This window comes from Paenisporosarcina sp. P4_B8 (assembly GCF_056402175.1).
Genome location: NZ_JBFUHX010000003.1, coordinates 192,714 through 211,571, shown reverse-complemented (window position 1 = coordinate 211,571; position 18,858 = coordinate 192,714). Strand labels below are relative to the sequence as shown.

The following is an 18,858-nucleotide window of genomic DNA, read 5'->3' as shown; positions in this document are numbered from 1 at the left end:
CTTCCGTTCTCACGGAAGACCCTTTACTGCTTTCATATTTCCCTCTATTATCGCTATATAACAGTTCCAATCCACCATCCGAGGGTGACGGACAAAAAACCGCCGGCGAGGGTGAAAAATGCATAACCTACTGCTTTGCGTTGCTGTCCTTTCGACCAGCTTTCAATGAATTGAACGGCAAAAGTCGAAAAAGTTGTGAATGCACCTAAAAAACCAACCGTCCAAAATATGAGCAACCAGCTCGTTTCCACGGCTATATAAAGGGATAAGCCCATCAAGAAGGAACCTGCGCAGTTAATCAACAGAATTCCTTTCATACCTTGGATTTTTAGGGAAATGGCATATCTCAACATTGCGCCAAAACAACCACCAAGTACTATTGAGAAAAGTGTCATTTACATGCATCTCCAAACTTATAGCCTAACGCGGCTGTAACAAAACAAGTCAATGTCATGCCAAGACCATAAGCCATTGCCAACAAAAAATGATTTTGCATCAGATCTAGCCATTCTGCAGAAAAAGTTGAAAATGTAGTAAATGAACCGAGAACTCCTGTTGTCCATAAAACGGAAGCAGGTTTTCCGGTAGTGGCAGCACGTCCTGCCAACCATCCCAAAACGAAACTACCGATTGGATTTACTATCCATAAAACAAGCGTATCTGGCGTCGCCAACATCACGCTATAACGCAATAATGCACCAATCATTCCACCGATGCCCACTAATAAAAATTCCTTCATACGATTAACACGCCCTAACATACCCTCTTATGGTTTTAATGTTAACGTATGGGAATCCTGTATGTCACCATTTACCATCGTTTCATGATAGTCTCCTTCAGCCCAGTCATTCACTTGATTATGGAACCATTTTGACTTCATATGACCGCTTTGACCAGGTCCTACGATGTGATGGGCACTTGATAGGTCCTTCATATCTGCTACAAAACGCCAAGAAGCCCCGTGATCGACCGAGCCATCTGCCGCAAACCCTGCAGCTTGAACCGTAATATTGGAACCACCAATCGGTACATGTGATGGATTCAAGAAATAAGCAAAAATTGGTGACGCACCTGCTAATGGATGGTCAAATGTGAGTTGGTGGTAATCTCCCCACTTCCAGTCATCCGATTTTTCGCCAAACTCCTCCGTAATAGAATTGACGGCCGTTTCAAATGAATCCATCATCCACTTATCCACCCCACCATGCTCCTTCACCCATGCCCCTTCTTGATTTTGGAAACTTTCACGCATCATGGCATCCGTAATATTGCCTTTCCCTGCCAATAAATCGTAAATATCTTTTGGCATTTGATCCTTGAATAGAGTGGCAGGCAACTGTTTGATCCATTTATGGAAAACGAGAGGTGCAGCAGCATCAACGGAGTCCACTTGATCCCATTTTTTTAACATATCCGTTATATCATCATATTTATTTTCTTTATCAATTTTTTCAACGGATGCAACCATCTCTTTTAAGAACTCTCGTGCCTGTAGATTATGTTGATCCATTTGAAGAGCCATCATATCTTCCTTCGTGAAATCATCGCCTTCTTCCAATACTTCCGCAATCCGTTCATAGCGGTAGGATTGAGCCCAAAAGTCGGTAATGTGATAAGGATACGAATCGTCTACCACTTGATTATTTGCAGTTGCGATATACCCTTCATCAGGATTCACAACAGTCGGTAGTTCATCATACGGAACGTACCCTTGCCAACCGTATTCCTCGGAATCACCTGGTACTGGCAACTGGGCATCCCCCGATTTTCTAATCGGAATACGACCATTCGCTTTGTACGCAATGGTTCCATCTTTTCCTGCAAAAACAAAGTTTTGTGCGGGAGCATGAAAATCCTCCAATGCCGTTTCGAACTCATCCCAATTAGAAGCCTTGTTCATATTCAGCACGGCTTGTAGTTCCCGCGTGGGCTCCAGTGCTGTCCATTGCATGGAGAACTGCGCCGTTGGTTCTTCTTCATCAAACATTACATTTGAAATAATTGGGCCATGGCGGGTAACGACAACTTCGAAGTCAACCGTTTCACCATCTTTCACTTTAATCGGTTCGTTACGAACTTCAGCCTGTTCCCATTTCCCTTCATATTTGAATTGTGTTGGGTTCTCAGGATTTGGTGTTTCGATATAAAGATCTTGAACATCAGGGCCAACGTTCGTTACACCCCAAGCGATTTCGTCGTTATGTCCCAAAATAATGCCTGGTATTCCCGCAAAGATGACACCGCTTACATTTTGCTCTGGTGACTGGAGATGCATTTGATACCAAATGGACGGCGTGCTTAATCCTAAATGCGGATCGTCCGCAAGCAATGGAAGGCCCGACTTTGTTTTATCTCCGGAAACCACCCAGTTATTGCTACCATTGAATTCGTTAGGAACAATAGTAGGGTCAATTTGACCTGCAACTGGTACTTGATTCTCTAAATTCGCTGTAATAATCGCTGGTTTATCTTCTGGATATGTAATGAATAACTCACGAGCTTTATCTTCAGGATAGTTCCCCAGTGCCCAGTGGCGAACAGCTAAACTCGACCAATTTCCGCCAAGATCATACGCCATGAATTTTCCGATTGTTAAAGAATCTACTTCTGTCCAAGGCTCAGGCTCATATCCCAGTAATTTAAACTCAAATGACAGTTTGCCTTGCTCACTCGCCTGTTCCATGTACGCATTCACGCCCTCTGCATACCAAGAGAGCACTTGCTTTGCGCCTTCGTCATATCCATCCCAAGAATCTTTTGCAGCTTCTCTCAAACTGAACGTACGGAAGAACTGGTCTGTTGTTACCGCTGCTGCACCCACCACTTCTGATAAACGACCGCTAGCTTGCCGTCGCGCTAAATCCATTTGAAACATGCGATCCTGTGCTTGCACGAATCCTTGAGCCCGATATAAATCCGCATCACTTTTCGCGCTGATATGAGGTACCCCTTGTTCATCACGGGTAACCGTTACTTCCTTGTCCAGTACATCCACTGCCATGTTCCCTTCAATTTGCGGTTTGGATATACTGATGTAGGCATTCAAAAAAATGACTGCGGCTAAAAGAATCAGCGCTATGCTGCCGACAATCCAAGCAATCCACTTTCCTATTTTTCTCTTCCTCTTCACTTCTTTCTCCCCCTGATACTTTCTTACTATATTATTTCGACTTTGACCAAAAAAGTCCTTCCAAATAAAAAACAAGTGGACATGACCTGTCACAGTCCATCCCACTTGTATTATTTCAATAATTCTTCGCACAGATTGTATCTTTAGTTTAACGGAATGAAAGAAGCCTCTAATCCCAATGGAATTAGAGGCTTCTTTATTTATTCATTTATTCATTTTCGCCTACAATTTTCACTTCAAGATCTAATTCAATACCGAATTGTTCTTTTACTTTCTCTTTGACCATTTCAATCGTTTGAATATAGTCAGTAGCAGTGGCATTGTTTTTATTTACAATAAAGCCTGCATGTTTCGTCGACACTTCAGCTCCACCAAACCCTTTGCCTTGCAACTCGCAATCCTGAATAAGTTTCCCAGCGAAATAACCTGGAGGACGTTTAAACACACTTCCTGCTGAAGGATATTCCAAAGGTTGTTTAGATTCACGTAAATGTGTCAAATCTGCTATTTTCGCATCAATGGTTAGTTGATCGCCACTAACTAAGTCAAATTCTGCAGATAATACATAATAGCCTTTTTTCGTAATCACACTCATGCGATAATCCAGCTCCAGCTCATCTTTCGATAAGACCAGCTTTTCCCCTTCATGAGTCAATACAGTACACTGGAAAATAACATCTTTTATCTCGCCACCGTATGCGCCCGCATTCATGGCCATTGCACCACCGACTGAACCTGGGATACCACACGCAAATTCGAGACCTGATAAGGTTTCTTTTGCTGCCGCTTTAGATACATCAATGATATCAGCACCGCTTTGAGCATATACACGCGTACCATCAATTTTTATTTCATTTAACTTAGACAAATTCAAGACAATTCCACGTACTCCACCATCTCGGACCACCATATTGGATCCATTCCCTAGCAAAAGCATGGGTATCTGTTGTTGATGGGAATATGACACAACAAAAATTGCTTCTTCTTCGGTAGTCGGAGATACAAATAAATCGGCCCGGCCACCCATTTTTGTCATCGTGTGCAAGTAAAGTGGTTCATCTATTTTTACACATTCGTGTGAAATTTTTTCTGTTAAATCGTCAAACCAACGCTGTTTAGTCATGAAAAGCCAAATCCTTTCCCTTAACACTTTCCATTATATAGTATGCGTATTGACGATCTATTTGACAAGTAATTTTAAGATAACCATACTTTTGACCACTGTTCGATGTTGGCAATTGCATCTTTCAGCCCTTTTCCTTTATCTGTCAAAGAATATTCAACTTTCACAGGTACTTCGGCAAAAACATGTCTTTTAACTAATCCTTCTTTTTCAAGTTCTTTCAAGCGTTCGGAAAGAAGACGTCCGCTAACCGGCAAAGCTGATTCAATTTCGTTGAATCGCTGAGGACCTTCTAATAATTGATATAAAATCAAGCCAGTCCATCTTTTCCCGATGAGTTCCATCGCTTTTGATAAACGTGGGCATAATGTAGTTTCTTTCAATGAAATCACCTCTATAGTTAGTCATTATAACGTAAATAAAAACCCACGTAAACCATACAGTAATTTAATTACCTTTTAATAGCAGGTTACTTTTAACAACTTACTTTTAGAGAGATAAATATTGTCGTTAATTAATAAAAAATAATTATCTTTAATTCGAGATATTTTAATTAAGAACTATTGACATCGAGATATTACCTGCATATAGTAGTTTATAGAAAATAAAAAACAACATGGAGGAATAAAAAATGAAAAATTGGAATGTCGATGCAGCTCACTCAAGTATTGGATTTTCTGTAAAACATATGATGGTATCAAAAGTACGTGGAAATTTCGGTGATTTCGGTGCAACTGTAGTAGCGAATGAAGCAGATTTAACTAATGCAAATATTGCCTTCAACATCAACGTGGCAAGTATTAATACAGGTAACGAAGATCGTGACAACCACCTTCGTTCAGGTGATTTTTTCAATGTTGAAGAGTTTCCGGAAATCAAATTTGTGGCTAACAACATCTCGAAAAATGACGACGAATATAAAATTGCTGGAGATTTAACGATTAAAGACATCACGAAACCGGTTGTCTTTGAAGCTGAATACGAAGGTAAAGGCACAAACCCATGGGGCCAAGAAGTAGTTGGATTCACAGCTGAAACGAAAATCAACCGTGACGACTTTGGTTTGACATGGAACCAAGCGCTTGAAACTGGCGGTGTATTAGTAGGAAAAGACATTAAAATCACTGTAGAACTTGAAGCAAATCCTGCTTAATTGAAAGGTGAAAAGCGCCACTCCAACTCGACGCCGGCTTTGGAAGGTTGATTTGAAAGCCTTCTTTCCAATAATGTACGAGTTGGCGCTTGGAACTAGACATGAGATAACGTAGAAAAATTCTAATTAAAAAAGAATGCAAAAGGAACTTCTCTTCATTCGAGAGAAGTTCCTTTTTTAATGCAGCCATGTTTGTTTTCGCAGTTCAATTGCAAGCTCCGCCACTACGGCTTGACTGATGAGAAAACCTTGGATTTTTTGAGCACCCATATTTTTCAATAAATCGAGCTGTTCGGGTGTTTCTACACCCTCCATTACAGTAGTCATTCCAAGATTTCGAGCAATGTCCAAAATCCCTTGTAAAATCACCAGTGATTTGTCTTCTTCAAGTTCCATTTTCACGATAAATGATCGGTCTACTTTTAGTTGCTGGATTGGTAAGATTTTTAATATTGATAAAGAAGAATAGCCGGTACCAAAATCATCCAGTGCTGTTTTGACACCTAGATTGTTTAACTCGGTCAAAATTTGATTGGCTAGTTCACTATTTTGTACTGCCACGGTTTCCGTAATTTCAAAAATTAATCGCTGTGCAGATATGTTAGCTTCGTGAATAATGGATTTTACATCATATAAAAAATCGGGATGCATCATTTGCTTGACGGAGATATTGACAGCCACTTGAAAATCTTCGTGTCCTTCTGCTTCCCAACGATTCAGTTGTGCCGTCACTTGGCGCAAAATCCATTTTCCAACAGGAATAATCAAATCGCTTTCTTCCAATAAAGGTATGAATTCCACAGGGGACACTTGTCCAATAGTTGGAGACTTCCACCTCAACAAAGCTTCATAGCTCGTTATGTTCTTCGTAGATAAATCATAAACCGGCTGATAGACCATGAAAAATTCATTGTTGGCTAACGCATGAACCACATTGTTAGCAATCAAGCGAACACGCTCATTTTGATTGGCAAGCTCCTGAGAGAAGAAGACAACACGGTTTCCGCCTTGTTTTTTTGCTTCTTGTACTGCAAATGTTGAATCTTGCATCATTAGATCTGGCCAGTCACCTAATTGAGACTTACGAATCCCGACACTGAATGTTACCCACATACTTTCCGTTGAAGATAATTCGATGGGCACTTCCATTAATTTCACTAGTTCAAGTCCCCTGGTTCGTAATTCTTCTTCCGAATGAGCGGGTACAAGCAGAACAAATTCGTCTCCGCCAACTCTGTACAACTCATTCTTGCCGGCAAATGCCTGGATTTTTCGACTTGTCTCAAATAGCACTCTATCACCCAACTGATAGCCATTTCGTTCATTTATATCTTTAAATCTATCTAAATTGATAAAGTACAAGGTGAACCTTTTAAAATTCTGTGGGTTCAATCCTTTTTTTAAACGTTCTTCTAACATTACCCGATTTGGCAAATTCGTTAATAAATCACGTTTCAACATGTTTTCTTCACGTTGTTCATTACGTTTCAAATAATAGAGAATGCTACAAAGAAAGATAATTGCTAATACTACAATCATCGTATTACGCCAAAAAATGGAGGAAATCTGCTGAACAGTCTTCTCTTTATAGGAGTCAACTACAAATGTCCAACCGCCACTAGTATGCTGATACATAACATAATGTGCTTTATTCTCGTCTATTATGATGGTCCCTTGTCCGGTTGCGTTTATTTGGGACAGGACTTGAGATCCATTAGGTACAGCTGTTTCAAAATCATGATTGGAATTAGAGAAAATCACTTGATTCCCTCTAAATAAAAATAATGTCCCCGGTAAGTTTGAATCTGATGCGATCGCACCAACTAGATTGCCCATATTGAATACTCCAGAGAGTACGCCAATGATATTGCCGTCTTGGAATACAGGAATTCGGACTGCACTTACCAACTGTGTGGAATCTTGATAGTAAGGAAATAATTCACTAAAGACCAGCTCCCCCTGCAAAGCACGATCAAAAGATTCTTGTTGATTCACTTTAAAACGAGAACCATCTCCCGCCAACACTTCCCCTTCAGGTGTTATGAAACCTAGTGAAGAAAAAAACGGCATTTTTTCACGCTGATTCTTCAGAAACTGAACGATGTCTTCTTCTGTTTTAAGTAACGCTATGTAATCAGCTATCAACTCAAGCTCGGCTACACGTTCATTTGAGAACTTATTTGTTTCATCTGTAAAGTTATCAAGTAATAAACGATTTTCTTTTTTTACAGTTTCTTGGACAAATTCTTTTGAAGATTTATAATTAAAAATAGTTAAGGTAACAACTGTCAATAAAATGATAACCAACAAAAAATAAGCTTGTACTTGTCTATTTGACACATTGTCACCTCCCCTATCTATCCCAATTCATTCGTTTTACAAATGTTGTATATAAATGCCAAATGTATGCAATATTCATCTCCTATATTATTGTCGATTAATGTCGGAAGATAGTCAATGTTTCTCTGATAGATTAGTATTAAAATTGGGTATTACTAACTAATTTTAATGATACGAAGGGACGACATACACTTTGAAGACAGAAAGTTCATCATCCACACAATTTTTCCAATTGATTCGTTCGGTCCCCCACTAATAAAAAAAGAAACCTTGCGATTTGAACAAGTTCATTTTTCTTATTCAGAAGAAAAAAAGATTCTGAGAAACGTTTCTTTCGAAGCCAAACCTGGAACAGTTACGGCATTTGTGGGACCAAGCGGCGGCGGAAAAACGACTATCTTCTCGTTATTAGAACGTTTTTACGAACCGAGTTGTGGACACATTTTGATCGGAGAGACATCAATCACAGATCTCCCATTAGGTGACTGGCGTGGCCGAATTGGTTATGTTTCGCAGGAAAGTCCGTTAATGAATGGCTCCATACTGGACAACATGGCTTACGGTCTGGAAGAAAGACCTTCATTTGAACAGATGAAAGAAGCGGCGATTGCGGCAAATGCGTGGGAATTTATTGAAAATCTACCGCAAGGTGTTGAAACTTTGGTAGGTGAACGAGGGATGAAATTATCAGGGGGACAGCGCCAGCGAATCGCCATTGCACGAGCATTGCTATACAATCCGCAGATTTTACTTCTTGATGAAGCCACATCCAACTTGGATAGCGGATCAGAAATTTTAGTGCAGGAAGCTTTGCAATTGTTAATGGAAGGCAGAACGACATTAATCATAGCGCATCGACTGGCCACGGTTCTTCATGCAGATCAAATCATCGTTTTAGAAGCAGGGCAAATTACAGGCTTCGGTACTCACAGTGAACTATTCAAAGATCATAAGTTGTACAAAGAATTTGCATTAGGCCAAGGATTATCATAAGAAAAGCTGTTCTTCTCTATTTCAGGGAAGAACAGCTTTTTGTTATCTTTTCAATGTCATGATCATTTCACCTTTACCGTCTGAAGCTTTAATCACTGCATACGCTCCATTGACGAAAGTCATCTGCGGCGGCACATGACCTATATCAGCATTATAGATAATAGGTAAGTTTGTCGATTCTGCCAATCTTTCCATTGCATCAAGCGTGGTGAATCCCCCAACCTCCTGACCTGCTGGTGTGCGTCCAAAAACGATTCCGGATGCATAATCAAACCAACCGGTTTGCTGCATTTGCATTAGCGTACGGTGGAAATCTGTTGCGGACATTTCACAGTTCTCAAGGAACCACACGATTGGTTCATTTGCCAAGTATGTTTGCTGGAACGTTTTCACGTCTCCGTAAGGTGTACCGATTAAATGGTGAATGGTATCCATGCAACCACCGAGAAGGCGACCTTTCATTTCTACCGGCCGATTGTAAACTGTTTCCCACTTCGTCTCAGTATCAAGATTGAAAACGTACGGTTTTGGTTGTCTATCATGAGACCATTCAGATTGATAGTTGACAGAAGAAGCTTGATGGATGGTTGCTCCTTCTTCAGCAGATAGGACATCCAAGAATTTACTCGTAGTTGGATCCCATTCGTCACTTCTCACGTCGACGAAATTCGTTCCGTGTGCGGTTGCAATACCCGTCTTCAATGTCAATGCGAACAACAGAGTACTTGTATCCGAATAGCCAAGAATCCATTTTGGTTGTGCTTGCTCCCACTCAATAAGCGGCAAAATCTCCTGTAGGATTTCCCCTCCCCACGGAGGGATAATTGTGTGGATATCTTTGTTTTGAAGCATCGCATTCAGTTCTTTCGCTCGCTTTTCTTTCGTGGCTGAAGCGGCTTTATGCTGTGTCCACACCGTTTCCCCAATTTCTATGTTATAGCCTCGATTTTCAAACTGTTTCTGGCTCTGATGAATCAAGTGGTGAAGTACTTCTTCAACACCGGAGGAAGGAGCAGTGAATCCTATAGTCTGTCCTGGTTGAAGAGCATTTGGATAGCGAATCATGGTTGTCACCCTCTTTGTAATATTGAAACTATTTTACTCGTAATACGTATCATTTACTACAGGGGGGGTTGTAAATTATGGATTCATTTATGTTTTCTGGACTCGGAACAGGCATTTTCTTTACATTTTTCATTCTCATTTTCACTTTAGTAATCGGGACTTTTATTTTTGTCATAATCAAAGGAATATCTCAATGGTCGAAAAACAATCAATCACCGGTATTGACCGTACCGGCTGAAGTCGTAACGAAACGCACTGAAACTTCCGGCGGTCATGGAGATTCGTCTGCAAGCACGTGGTATTACGTGACGTTTCAAGTACAAAGTGGAGATCGTATGGAACTGGGCGTTGATGGCTCCCAGTTTGGGTTACTAGCCGAAGAAGACTTGGGGATGCTCACTTTTCAAGGATCGCGGTTTAAAGGGTTTGAGCGAAAGAAAAAAGAAGAGTAAAAAGAAAAGGATTGGACACAATGTGCCCAATCCTTTTTGCATTTTAAACTGTTACTGTCGCCAAACGAGTTGCCACAGCTTTCACTTCAGCCATTCCATCTGCAATAATTTGTTCTGCACGGTCTGGATATTGATTGTGCCCTTCAATAATGACTTCTTCAATATTAGTAATACCGAAGAAATTCATGATCATGCGCACATAGTTGACGCTCATTTCAGATGGTGCCATTTCTGGTGTCGAGTAAACACCACCACGTGCATTTAAAATAATGACTTTTTTATCTGGTACTAAACCAACTGGTCCATTTTCACTAAAGCTGAATGTTACACCCGCACGGTAAATGTAATCAATGAACGTTTGTAATGGAGCTGGAATCGTTTTATTCCATAGTGGGAATGCGAATACCACAACATCCGCATCCAAAAAAGCATCCATTGCTTTATTTGCTGCAGTCAAGATACGTTGTTCAAGATCGTTCAACGGTTCAGCTTGAGCTGATTTTGCCATCGCATCAAAGAAATCCTGACCGAAATAAGGCATATCTTCCTTAAATACATCAAATGTGTTGATGTTCAATTCTTTTGCATTAGTCACTTCATTTAAAAATACATCGTGCATTTTACTTGAAACGCCTTCTGTAGAAGGACGGTTATTTGCTTTTACTACTAAAACATTCATATGGAAGATCTCCTTTTATTAGAAAGTTATATATCTTAAAATTATTTATCTTCAATTCGAGATATGATGCAATATTAAAGGAGAGCATTAGAGAAGTCAAAAACTTTGCTCTCCATTTTTCAGATTTCACAATTGTCGTCTTTGCAAATGCCCACATTGTCTTGTCCCAATTGTTGAAGCTTGGTAGAAATACCTTCTTCTTCTGCTACTTTTCTTAAAGCATCGGCAAATGCTTCAGCAGGTTGCGCTCCAGAAATTGCATATTTTCGATTGATGACGAAAAACGGCACGCCTTGCACACCAATGGACATACCTTCCTGGATATCTTGATTCACTTCAGCCTCGTATGCATTCGAGGATAATATTTCAGCAGCTTGCTTACGATCCAAGCCGATTTCCTCTGCTAAATTTAACAGTACTTCATGTCGGCCGATTTCTTGTGCTTCAATGAAGTATGCTTTAAGCAAACGTTCGCTTACTTCAGCCGGTTTACCTTGTGCTTCCGCCCATTTCGCCAACCGATGAGCATCGAACGTATTGGCTGGACTAATACGATCAAAATCATATGTCAAGCCTACTGTTTGTGCTTGTTGACTAACCGAAGCTGTCATTCGTTTCGCCGCTTCAGGAGTCGTCTGATACTTCTCGGCAAGCATTTCATATGTCGACTTGTCCGAAATCGCTGGCGAATTTGGATCCAGTTCATACGCTTTGAATTGAACATCGATATTGTGAGCCAACCCGGTAGTAGCGATTGCTTCTTCCATCCGACGTTTTCCTATATAACAGAATGGACATACATAGTCCGACCATACTTCAATTTTCATTCCATTCACCTCATGGTTATTGTAGTGCGTTCGAATAGGCAGTGCAATTTTTCTGCTCGGCCCGAACTTATGGTGCGGTTCTTTTTGTTAATGTGCTAAAGTGTTTCTTAAAGGAGTGTTTTTGACCATGATTTTACGGGAAATTGTTCGAAAACGTCGTACGGTACAAGATCAATACCCATTTAATCTTCCTCTTATCGAGGCATTTGAATCACTCAAGTTCACCCATCCCGTTACCATACTTGCAGGTGATAACGGCTCCGGGAAAACAACGTTGCTTGAAGGTATTGCTGCAGCAAGTGATAGCATCCTGATTAGCGGTGAATATATGGAGCAAGATAAGTCGTTTTCACACGCTTATGAACTGGCTGATGAGCTCAAATTGATTTGGTCCGTACGAACCCGCAATGGTTTTTTCTTCAGGGCATCCGATTTCATTACCTATACAAGAGAGCTCGCCAATATGCGGGAAGAAGCGCGAATTGCCATCCAAGAAATTAAAAAACGGAATCCTCATAGCCTTGAAGTATTGCCCTACGCACGTACATATTCTGAGCTTCGCCACTTATATGGTCAGGGTCTGGATAAAAGGTCGCACGGAGAAAGTTTTCTTGATTTGTTCCAAGCAAGATTCAAACCTAATGGCTTTTATATTTTGGATGAGCCTGAAGCACCTTTATCGCCAAATAAACAACTTACATTCCTAGCCTTGTTACATGACATGGTGAAAGATGGTGCCCAGTTCCTTATTTCCACACATTCTCCAATTGTCATGGCGTATCCAGGGGCCACACTACTCGAAATTAACGAAAATGAACTGACACCCACAACTTTTAATGAAGTGGAGCATGTACGTTTGACAGCAGATTTCCTGAAAGAACCGAATCGATATTTACGTCATCTTCTGGAACTTTAGTTTGACTAGAGAGTCAACGCAAGGATAGTCTTCTGACGTTCTTGCCCAAAAGTAAGACTGAGCAACCATTTATCTTTCTCGCAATTTAAAAGCCGATTCCCTTAAGGAATCGGCTTTTATACTTTTCTTATTCACTTAATGCTTCTGTTAATACAGGAACAACTTGTTTTTTACGTGATACAACACCTTTTAATAAAGCAACGTTATTGATGAACGGAACGCCGAAAGCTTTTTCTGCTTTTTCAGCTTGGGCGCCTAAAGCCAAGGCAACTGAATCGTTGTTTAAAATATCTGTGACAACGAAGAAGAACAAGTTAAGTTCTTTTTCAGCAATTTTACGGTAAATTAAATCTTCCAATTCTGCTTGGCGGCTCATTACATCATTGACATCAACTGCATTTACTTGTGCGATTTCTACTTTGTATTTACCCATACCGAATTCTTTTGCATCGAGTGTCAGTAAATCTTCAAGTGTCTTGTCGCTTAAATCTGCTCCCGCCTTCAACATCGCCAAACCGTACTCTTCTGCATTTACTCCTGCAAGTACTTCAAGTTCTTTTGCTGCCGCAATATCTTGAACGGTACAAGTTGGTGATTTAAATAGCAATGAATCTGAAATGATTGCCGATAGCATCATGCCCGCAATGTTTGGTGGAATTTCTACACCATTTTCTTTAAACAGTTTATTTAAAATCGTAGCTGTACATCCAACCGGCTCTGCACGGAAATACAATGGGTCTGCTGTTTCAAAGTTCGCAATACGGTGATGATCAATAACTTCGATTACTTGAACATCATCAATATCATCTACACTTTGTTGTTTTTCGTTATGATCGACTAAAATTACTTGTTTTACATCTGGTGATGCTTTCTCAATTAAAAGCGGTGCTTCAAAACCAAACTTGTCCAAAGCAAATGCAGTTTCATTTTGTACATCGCCAAGACGGACCGCTACTGCGTCCATGCCTAATTCACGCTTCAAATGAGCGTAAACGATCGCCGAGCAAATTGAATCTGTATCTGGGTTTTTATGTCCTAGTACATATACCTTTTCCATGTGTATCCTCCAATAATTCAAACTTCACGTTTTTTATTTTATCATACCTATTTCGTAAACAAAATGGCTCCAATCTCTTCTTTATTGACGAGTAAATCTTGCAAGGTGTAGCCATCCAAAACAGCTAGGTACGCCACCATTGCTTCACGCAATACTCTTCTCAATTTGCAGACGGGGGTGATGATACATTGGTTTGTGGCACAGTTGAAACATTCTACTAAATAAAAATCGTCTTCTGTTTTTCTTACGACTTTTCCAATATTTATGGATTCAGGATGGAGAGCCAGACGTATTCCGCCTCCCCGCCCCCGGATTGTTTCTATATATCCGTGTTTTCCTAACTCATATGTGACTTTCATTAAATGATTTTTTGATATTCCATAGGCAGTTGAAATTTCCTGTATGGTCGATAGTTCCGATTTTCCTTTCGCCCCCACATACATCAAGACGCGGAGGGAAAAATCGGTATACATTGTCATTCGCATTATTTCACCGCTCTTTCTTCCTACATCATTATAGCTATTATGTCTTTTCCGTGAAAGAAATGTGTCTGAAATACTAAAGATGTATTTTATATATTGCTTTAAGAAACAGGCAGGCGTATGGTGAAAGTATCAAATGATGAAGGGTAGGAAACAAACATGTTATCTTCTCAAACAATCGCTATCGTAAAATCAACTGTCCCAGTTCTAGCTGAGCACGGCCAGAATATTACCACTGTTTTTTACAAAAATTTATTCTCTGCACATCCAGAATTGCTGAACATATTTAATCATGCCAATCAAAAACAAGGACGCCAACAAACGGCTCTTGCCAATACTGTTTATGCAGCGGCACAACATATCGACAATTTAGCCGTCCTTCTTCCGGCAGTCAAACAAATTGCACATAAACACCGTTCACTAGGTGTAAAAGCGGAACACTATCCGATTGTAGGAGCACATTTATTAGGCGCAATTAAAGAAGTGTTGGGTGATGCAGCGACTGACGACATCATTAATGCTTGGGGAGAAGCTTACGGCGTTATTGCAGATGTATTCATTCAAGTCGAAAATGAAATGTATGTAGAAGCGGCTACACAATCCAATGGTTGGAATGAGTTCAAAGATTTTGTCATCGTAGATAAAGTAAAAGAAAGCGATATTATTACTTCCTTCTATTTAAAACCGACAGACGGTTCAGCTGTCACTACGTACCAACCTGGTCAATACATTACGGTGCGTTTATCCATTCCGGGTGAAGCATATATGTTTAATCGTCAATACAGTCTGTCACAAGCACCAGGGAATGAAACATTCCGTATTTCCGTGAAAAAGGAAAGTGAAATGAATCCAAATGGTAAAGTATCTTGTTACCTGCACAACACTGTTGAAATCGGAGATCAAATTGAAGTAAGTGCACCGGCGGGAGATTTCTATTTAAACGTCGATAGTTCACAACCTGTCACTTTAATCAGTGGTGGAGTAGGCATTACGCCAATGATGAGTATGTTGCAGACGATTTCAAAAAACTCACCAAGTCGTCCTGTTTCTTTCCTACATGGAGCGAGAAATATGTCATTACATGCATTTGACAAGGAAGTTCATACATTACTATCCGTTATGGAAGATACGACTTATGCCACACAGTATTCCGATAATAATCAACTCATCACAAAAGAGTTCTTAGCGGAAAATGTACTTGCAAATAGTGATATTTACGTTTGCGGTCCAGTACCATTCATGAAAGCAGTCGTGAATAGCCTTTATGAGTTAGGCTTCTCTGAAGAAAATGTACACTTCGAATTTTTCGGGCCGGCAGTTACTCTGGAACCAGCTCACGCATAAAACAAAAGGCTATGTTTAACTTTTACGGTTGATTTTAATGTGCCCTTTTCGCGGACGACCCACAAGTATGTGGTTTTCATACTTGTTGGCTAATGCGGAACGTGCGGCAAGAGCAAATGTACGCTAATTTACCGTTTAACAAAGCAAAAAAGCTATCACCCAACTGCGGTGATAGCTTTGTTTTTTTGTATAGCAGAAATGAAATCAATCGACAATTCATTGAATCTTTCCGGTTGATCGATATTGCAGACATGACCAGAATCTTTAATCTTAACTAGTTTAAATTCCTCATTCCGTCTCACCAATTCTTCAACCGGCGGTATAAACAAGTAATCTTCTTCCCCCATTAAAAATAGAGTCGGAATGGCATTCGTTTTCATTTGAAGCCTTGTTAAATAGGGATTGATTAGCTTGGTTAACGAAAACCATTTGATAAATTCTTTTTGACACATCTTTTTTGCTTGGTTAACGAAAACTAGTCGGGATTCTTCATGTCTTTTCTTTGGCATGATAATCCAGGCAAACAATTTATACAACAGCATATATGGGATGAAGCGCTTCGTCACACGCCCGGTCCAAAGTAAAAGCTTAGTTCGGATATCCAGGCGGATAACGGCCCCTCCTAAAATCAGCGATGAGATTCTCTCAGGGAAACGTTCAGCCATTGTTTGGGCAACGATTGTCCCAAGTGACATGCCAATCACGTGTGTTTGTTCAATATTCAATTCATCAAGAACATCTATCACTTCTTCGGCAATATGGGCAAATGAATCGCCTTTTTTCCAACGGCCGCGAGCTGATTTACCATGACCCCTAAGATCAATTAATAAGATGTTGTGTTCTTTTCTGAATTCCCGAATTTGTTTATACCATATGGAAGAACTTCCTCCTGCGCCGTGAACAAATGACACCCACGGTGCATCAGGAGAAACGATGTATGTTTTATAGTGAAGCACTGCATTCAAACTCCTCTAGCAATCTCTTTCCTCTATTAAACCATCGTACACTTCTCCCATTCAACAGATTCGTGTATTTTAATATGTCCACATGCACCATTTTCCGATATCAACGAAGCCAATTCGCTTATAGATTGCACCTGCAGCAGGGTTGTCATAAAACAGACACAACATTTTATTTTCTTCTAGCAGCTCTCTACAAAGCTTGGACATACAGTAAGTTGCGAGCCCTTTCTTCTGATAGTCAGGCAATGTCCCTACCCCTACGATCATGGCAGACTGACTATTTTCAGCTGTACTTGAAGCTGAACTTACAATGACTCCATTATTTTTGATTAAGTATGCACGGGCCAGACCTTTTTTCAGTGATTCTCGTTTATTCTCAACGCTGGAATTGCCTTCTGAAAACTCTGGAATTGCTTTCATTTGCGCGATGATTGCACGGGCATCATCCGCTTGAGCTTTTTCCAAGTTGATGTCAGCAGGAATTGCAGGCAGGTGTTCTACCGTCTCACATTTTGCATAATAGAGAACGCGAGGTTTTTTAGGTGGAATTTTTATGTAAGGCGCTAATTGATTCACCATTTCTTCAATTCCCGATAAATAGCTGAAGGATAAATCTTTATTAATAATATTGGCAAATCCTTCTGCATCGAAAGCAGCTGGTGCATACACAATAAAGTTTTGATCGTATTTTAATAAAACGCCCCTTAGATCCCCTTTTTCATTAAAGTCACCCCAAAGCGTCTGGATGTTTGAATGGAATCCATGCCCTTCAATATCCCCAATAATAAAAACATTCTCTGCAGGTTTTTGCCCTACGAAATCCATCGTTATTTGACGATCGGCTTCAATCAATTTTCTAATCATTTATATCATTCACTCCTTAGGACTTTAGATACTGTTACAAAACAGGAATATTATAAATTTCAATATTTTTTTACATTTTATAGGCGATAATTTCTTTTTTTAGTGATATATTATGAATATAGTATGAATTTAGTAGTGATTACATTAGATAAAAGTGATATTATTATACTAATCTAAACACATTGCTTTTGATACAGAAAAGAGGTCAATAATGGTAAAGAAACTGGAGAAGAAGTATATTCCACTAGCAACTTTTTTTGAAGAAGCTAATCAAAATGAAGTCACCCTTACATATACATCAATCGAAAATATTGTCGGTCAACAATTGCCAAACGCAGCTTATTTAAATAGTAGCTGGTGGAAAAAGACGAAACCTCCTGCATCTCATTTCTTGGCGTGGATTGACTCAGATTATACAGTAAAACGCATTGACTTAGGTAGAGCCGTAACTTTTGTTAAAGTAACCGAAGCATTCGATTATGATCCTTCTTCTTCAAATAAACCCGAAAATATTATAATTATACGTCCCGTAGACTTGGACGATGCACGTGCAATCATTCGTCTGTATCAAGATATTGATGCAGAATCGGATTTTATGTTATTTGGAAAAGATGAACGAAAAATGACCGTCCAGTCCATTCGCAAACGTATCGGTGAGTGGAAAAAATCCGCAAACTCCGGGATGTTTGTTTGCATTCTTAATGGCGAATTCGCTGGTTTCGTTGCATTGATTGCCGGTCCTGCCCCCCGGGCGCATCATCGCGCTTCGCTCGTAATCGGTGTACGACAAGCGTATTATGGACAAAATGTGGGGACATCATTAATGAAAAAAGCAGAGACTTGGGCACATGAAGTTGGGATAACCCGCTTGGAACTGACAGTCGTGGAGAAAAACGAACGTGCCTTGGGACTATATAAAAAAATGGGTTATAGAATTGAAGGCAACCGCCCTAACTCATTACTCATTGATGGAAGTTACGTAAACGAGTTTTATATGGGTAAAAATTTTTAAAAGAGACATCGTGGAGGATCCCACGATGTCTCTTTTGGTTTATTTTCCTGTGTTAGAGAATTGTTTGATACGTGCTCCAATTTCGTCACGCACGCGTTGGAATACCGCCCATTTCTCATCTTCAGTTCCTTTAGCTCGGGCAGGATCGTCAAAGCCCCAGTGCCAACGAGTCACATGAGGTGGAGTCATGGGACATTTGTCATTAGCGTCACCACATAGAGTAACCACGAAATCTGCTTTGTTCAAAAGTCTTGGGTCGATAACATCTGATGTTTGGTTGCGAATATCGATCCCGATTTCATCCATTGCTTTAATCGCATTTGGATTAAGACCGTGAGCTTCGATACCAGCAGAATAAACTTCAAACTCGTCACCTAAGTACATATGACCAAAAGCTTCTGCCATCTGTGAACGACATGAATTGCCTGTACATAAAAAGTAAAAAATTTTCTTTTCCAT

At 40.0% G+C, this 18,858-nt stretch carries 19 protein-coding genes and 1 pseudogene; 6 read left to right on the top strand and 14 right to left on the bottom strand.

Annotation, left to right across the window (positions count from 1 at the left end):
- Nucleotides 1-53: 53 nt before the first annotated feature.
- The 5 genes from AC1DSK_RS04850 to AC1DSK_RS04830 form a co-directional block, all read right to left on the bottom strand.
- The gene (locus tag AC1DSK_RS04850) at nt 54-395 is read right to left on the bottom strand and encodes a fluoride efflux transporter FluC (RefSeq protein WP_477546854.1); all 342 of its coding nucleotides are present in this window, start codon (nt 393-395) and stop codon (nt 54-56) included.
- Complete coding sequence (locus tag AC1DSK_RS04845; RefSeq protein ID WP_477546853.1) at nt 392-739, bottom strand: fluoride efflux transporter FluC; 348 nt, start codon at nt 737-739, stop codon at nt 392-394. Before AC1DSK_RS04845 ends, AC1DSK_RS04850 begins: the two co-directional genes overlap by 4 nt.
- Before the next feature lie 27 nt (nt 740-766).
- Nucleotides 767-3,130, bottom strand: a complete 2,364-nt coding sequence (locus AC1DSK_RS04840; RefSeq protein WP_477546852.1) for a penicillin acylase family protein — start codon at nt 3,128-3,130, stop codon at nt 767-769.
- 208 nt (nt 3,131-3,338) lie between these two features.
- Nucleotides 3,339-4,253 (bottom strand): UDP-N-acetylmuramate dehydrogenase, encoded by a 915-nt coding sequence (gene murB / locus AC1DSK_RS04835; RefSeq protein WP_016429702.1) that lies wholly within the window; start codon nt 4,251-4,253, stop codon nt 3,339-3,341.
- A gap of 74 nt (nt 4,254-4,327) precedes the next feature.
- Entirely contained in the window at nt 4,328-4,636 is a 309-nt protein-coding gene (locus tag AC1DSK_RS04830; RefSeq protein ID WP_016429701.1) for a winged helix-turn-helix transcriptional regulator, read from the bottom strand.
- Between the two features lie 248 nt (nt 4,637-4,884).
- Here AC1DSK_RS04830 and AC1DSK_RS04825 point away from each other — a divergent pair, with 248 nt between their 5' ends.
- Nucleotides 4,885-5,406 (top strand): YceI family protein, encoded by a 522-nt coding sequence (locus AC1DSK_RS04825; RefSeq protein ID WP_477546850.1) that lies wholly within the window; start codon nt 4,885-4,887, stop codon nt 5,404-5,406.
- Nucleotides 5,407-5,583: 177 nt separating this feature from the next.
- On the opposite strand, the gene AC1DSK_RS04820 is transcribed toward AC1DSK_RS04825, so the two are convergent.
- Nucleotides 5,584-7,746, bottom strand: a complete 2,163-nt coding sequence (locus AC1DSK_RS04820) for a bifunctional diguanylate cyclase/phosphodiesterase (protein ID WP_477546849.1) — start codon at nt 7,744-7,746, stop codon at nt 5,584-5,586.
- A gap of 261 nt (nt 7,747-8,007) precedes the next feature.
- Between AC1DSK_RS04820 and AC1DSK_RS04815 the strand changes: the two are divergent.
- Nucleotides 8,008-8,739 (top strand): annotated as a pseudogene (locus AC1DSK_RS04815) (ABC transporter ATP-binding protein); the annotation flags it as partial.
- 42 nt (nt 8,740-8,781) lie between these two features.
- Here the strand turns inward: AC1DSK_RS04815 and AC1DSK_RS04810 are convergent.
- Nucleotides 8,782-9,804, bottom strand: a complete 1,023-nt coding sequence (locus AC1DSK_RS04810) for a S66 family peptidase (protein WP_477546848.1) — start codon at nt 9,802-9,804, stop codon at nt 8,782-8,784.
- Between the two features lie 77 nt (nt 9,805-9,881).
- Here AC1DSK_RS04810 and AC1DSK_RS04805 point away from each other — a divergent pair, with 77 nt between their 5' ends.
- Nucleotides 9,882-10,256: a DUF2500 domain-containing protein gene (locus tag AC1DSK_RS04805; RefSeq protein ID WP_477530946.1), complete on the top strand. Its 375-nt coding sequence runs from the start codon at nt 9,882-9,884 to the stop codon at nt 10,254-10,256.
- A gap of 43 nt (nt 10,257-10,299) precedes the next feature.
- Here AC1DSK_RS04805 and AC1DSK_RS04800 read toward each other — a convergent pair whose 3' ends face one another.
- On the bottom strand, nt 10,300-10,935 hold the full coding sequence (locus AC1DSK_RS04800; RefSeq protein ID WP_477546847.1) for an FMN-dependent NADH-azoreductase: 636 nt from the start codon (nt 10,933-10,935) through the stop codon (nt 10,300-10,302).
- 119 nt (nt 10,936-11,054) lie between these two features.
- On the bottom strand, nt 11,055-11,762 hold the full coding sequence (locus tag AC1DSK_RS04795) for a DsbA family oxidoreductase (protein ID WP_477546846.1): 708 nt from the start codon (nt 11,760-11,762) through the stop codon (nt 11,055-11,057).
- A 127-nt stretch (nt 11,763-11,889) separates the two neighbouring features.
- Here AC1DSK_RS04795 and AC1DSK_RS04790 point away from each other — a divergent pair, with 127 nt between their 5' ends.
- Nucleotides 11,890-12,678, top strand: a complete 789-nt coding sequence (locus AC1DSK_RS04790; protein ID WP_477546845.1) for an AAA family ATPase — start codon at nt 11,890-11,892, stop codon at nt 12,676-12,678.
- A gap of 127 nt (nt 12,679-12,805) precedes the next feature.
- Here AC1DSK_RS04790 and AC1DSK_RS04785 read toward each other — a convergent pair whose 3' ends face one another.
- Nucleotides 12,806-13,735: a manganese-dependent inorganic pyrophosphatase gene (locus AC1DSK_RS04785; RefSeq protein WP_477546844.1), complete on the bottom strand. Its 930-nt coding sequence runs from the start codon at nt 13,733-13,735 to the stop codon at nt 12,806-12,808.
- A 47-nt stretch (nt 13,736-13,782) separates the two neighbouring features.
- Nucleotides 13,783-14,220: an RrF2 family transcriptional regulator gene (locus AC1DSK_RS04780; RefSeq protein ID WP_016429691.1), complete on the bottom strand. Its 438-nt coding sequence runs from the start codon at nt 14,218-14,220 to the stop codon at nt 13,783-13,785.
- A 156-nt stretch (nt 14,221-14,376) separates the two neighbouring features.
- On the opposite strand from AC1DSK_RS04780, the gene hmpA reads away from it, so the two are divergent.
- Nucleotides 14,377-15,561 (top strand): NO-inducible flavohemoprotein, encoded by a 1,185-nt coding sequence (gene hmpA, locus AC1DSK_RS04775; protein ID WP_477546843.1) that lies wholly within the window; start codon nt 14,377-14,379, stop codon nt 15,559-15,561.
- Between the two features lie 155 nt (nt 15,562-15,716).
- Here hmpA and AC1DSK_RS04770 read toward each other — a convergent pair whose 3' ends face one another.
- Entirely contained in the window at nt 15,717-16,517 is an 801-nt protein-coding gene (locus tag AC1DSK_RS04770) for an alpha/beta fold hydrolase (RefSeq protein ID WP_477546905.1), read from the bottom strand.
- Between the two features lie 78 nt (nt 16,518-16,595).
- Complete coding sequence (locus AC1DSK_RS04765; protein WP_477546842.1) at nt 16,596-17,387, bottom strand: GNAT family N-acetyltransferase; 792 nt, start codon at nt 17,385-17,387, stop codon at nt 16,596-16,598.
- A 211-nt stretch (nt 17,388-17,598) separates the two neighbouring features.
- Here AC1DSK_RS04765 and AC1DSK_RS04760 point away from each other — a divergent pair, with 211 nt between their 5' ends.
- Nucleotides 17,599-18,399 (top strand): N-acetyltransferase family protein, encoded by an 801-nt coding sequence (locus tag AC1DSK_RS04760; RefSeq protein WP_477546841.1) that lies wholly within the window; start codon nt 17,599-17,601, stop codon nt 18,397-18,399.
- A 39-nt stretch (nt 18,400-18,438) separates the two neighbouring features.
- Here the strand turns inward: AC1DSK_RS04760 and arsC are convergent, their stop codons facing one another.
- Nucleotides 18,439-18,858 (bottom strand): arsenate reductase (thioredoxin), encoded by a 420-nt coding sequence (arsC, locus tag AC1DSK_RS04755; RefSeq protein WP_477546840.1) that lies wholly within the window; start codon nt 18,856-18,858, stop codon nt 18,439-18,441.

What these genes read in the sequence shown, in the direction of transcription:
- murB (WP_016429702.1), bottom strand. Translation starts at nt 4,253, where the DNA reads ATGACTAAACAGCGTTGGTTTGACGATTTAACAGAAAAAATTTCACAC.
- AC1DSK_RS04765 (WP_477546842.1), bottom strand. Translation starts at nt 17,387, where the DNA reads ATGATTAGAAAATTGATTGAAGCCGATCGTCAAATAACGATGGATTTC.
- AC1DSK_RS04810 (WP_477546848.1), bottom strand. Translation starts at nt 9,804, where the DNA reads ATGATTCGCTATCCAAATGCTCTTCAACCAGGACAGACTATAGGATTC.
- AC1DSK_RS04800 (WP_477546847.1), bottom strand. Translation starts at nt 10,935, where the DNA reads ATGAATGTTTTAGTAGTAAAAGCAAATAACCGTCCTTCTACAGAAGGC.
- arsC (WP_477546840.1), bottom strand. Translation starts at nt 18,858, where the DNA reads ATGGAAAAGAAAATTTTTTACTTTTTATGTACAGGCAATTCATGTCGT.
- AC1DSK_RS04825 (WP_477546850.1), top strand. Translation starts at nt 4,885, where the DNA reads ATGAAAAATTGGAATGTCGATGCAGCTCACTCAAGTATTGGATTTTCT.
- AC1DSK_RS04850 (WP_477546854.1), bottom strand. Translation starts at nt 395, where the DNA reads ATGACACTTTTCTCAATAGTACTTGGTGGTTGTTTTGGCGCAATGTTG.
- AC1DSK_RS04805 (WP_477530946.1), top strand. Translation starts at nt 9,882, where the DNA reads ATGGATTCATTTATGTTTTCTGGACTCGGAACAGGCATTTTCTTTACA.
- AC1DSK_RS04795 (WP_477546846.1), bottom strand. Translation starts at nt 11,762, where the DNA reads ATGAAAATTGAAGTATGGTCGGACTATGTATGTCCATTCTGTTATATA.
- AC1DSK_RS04785 (WP_477546844.1), bottom strand. Translation starts at nt 13,735, where the DNA reads ATGGAAAAGGTATATGTACTAGGACATAAAAACCCAGATACAGATTCA.
- AC1DSK_RS04760 (WP_477546841.1), top strand. Translation starts at nt 17,599, where the DNA reads ATGGTAAAGAAACTGGAGAAGAAGTATATTCCACTAGCAACTTTTTTT.
- hmpA (WP_477546843.1), top strand. Translation starts at nt 14,377, where the DNA reads ATGTTATCTTCTCAAACAATCGCTATCGTAAAATCAACTGTCCCAGTT.
- AC1DSK_RS04845 (WP_477546853.1), bottom strand. Translation starts at nt 739, where the DNA reads ATGAAGGAATTTTTATTAGTGGGCATCGGTGGAATGATTGGTGCATTA.
- AC1DSK_RS04780 (WP_016429691.1), bottom strand. Translation starts at nt 14,220, where the DNA reads ATGCGAATGACAATGTATACCGATTTTTCCCTCCGCGTCTTGATGTAT.
- AC1DSK_RS04790 (WP_477546845.1), top strand. Translation starts at nt 11,890, where the DNA reads ATGATTTTACGGGAAATTGTTCGAAAACGTCGTACGGTACAAGATCAA.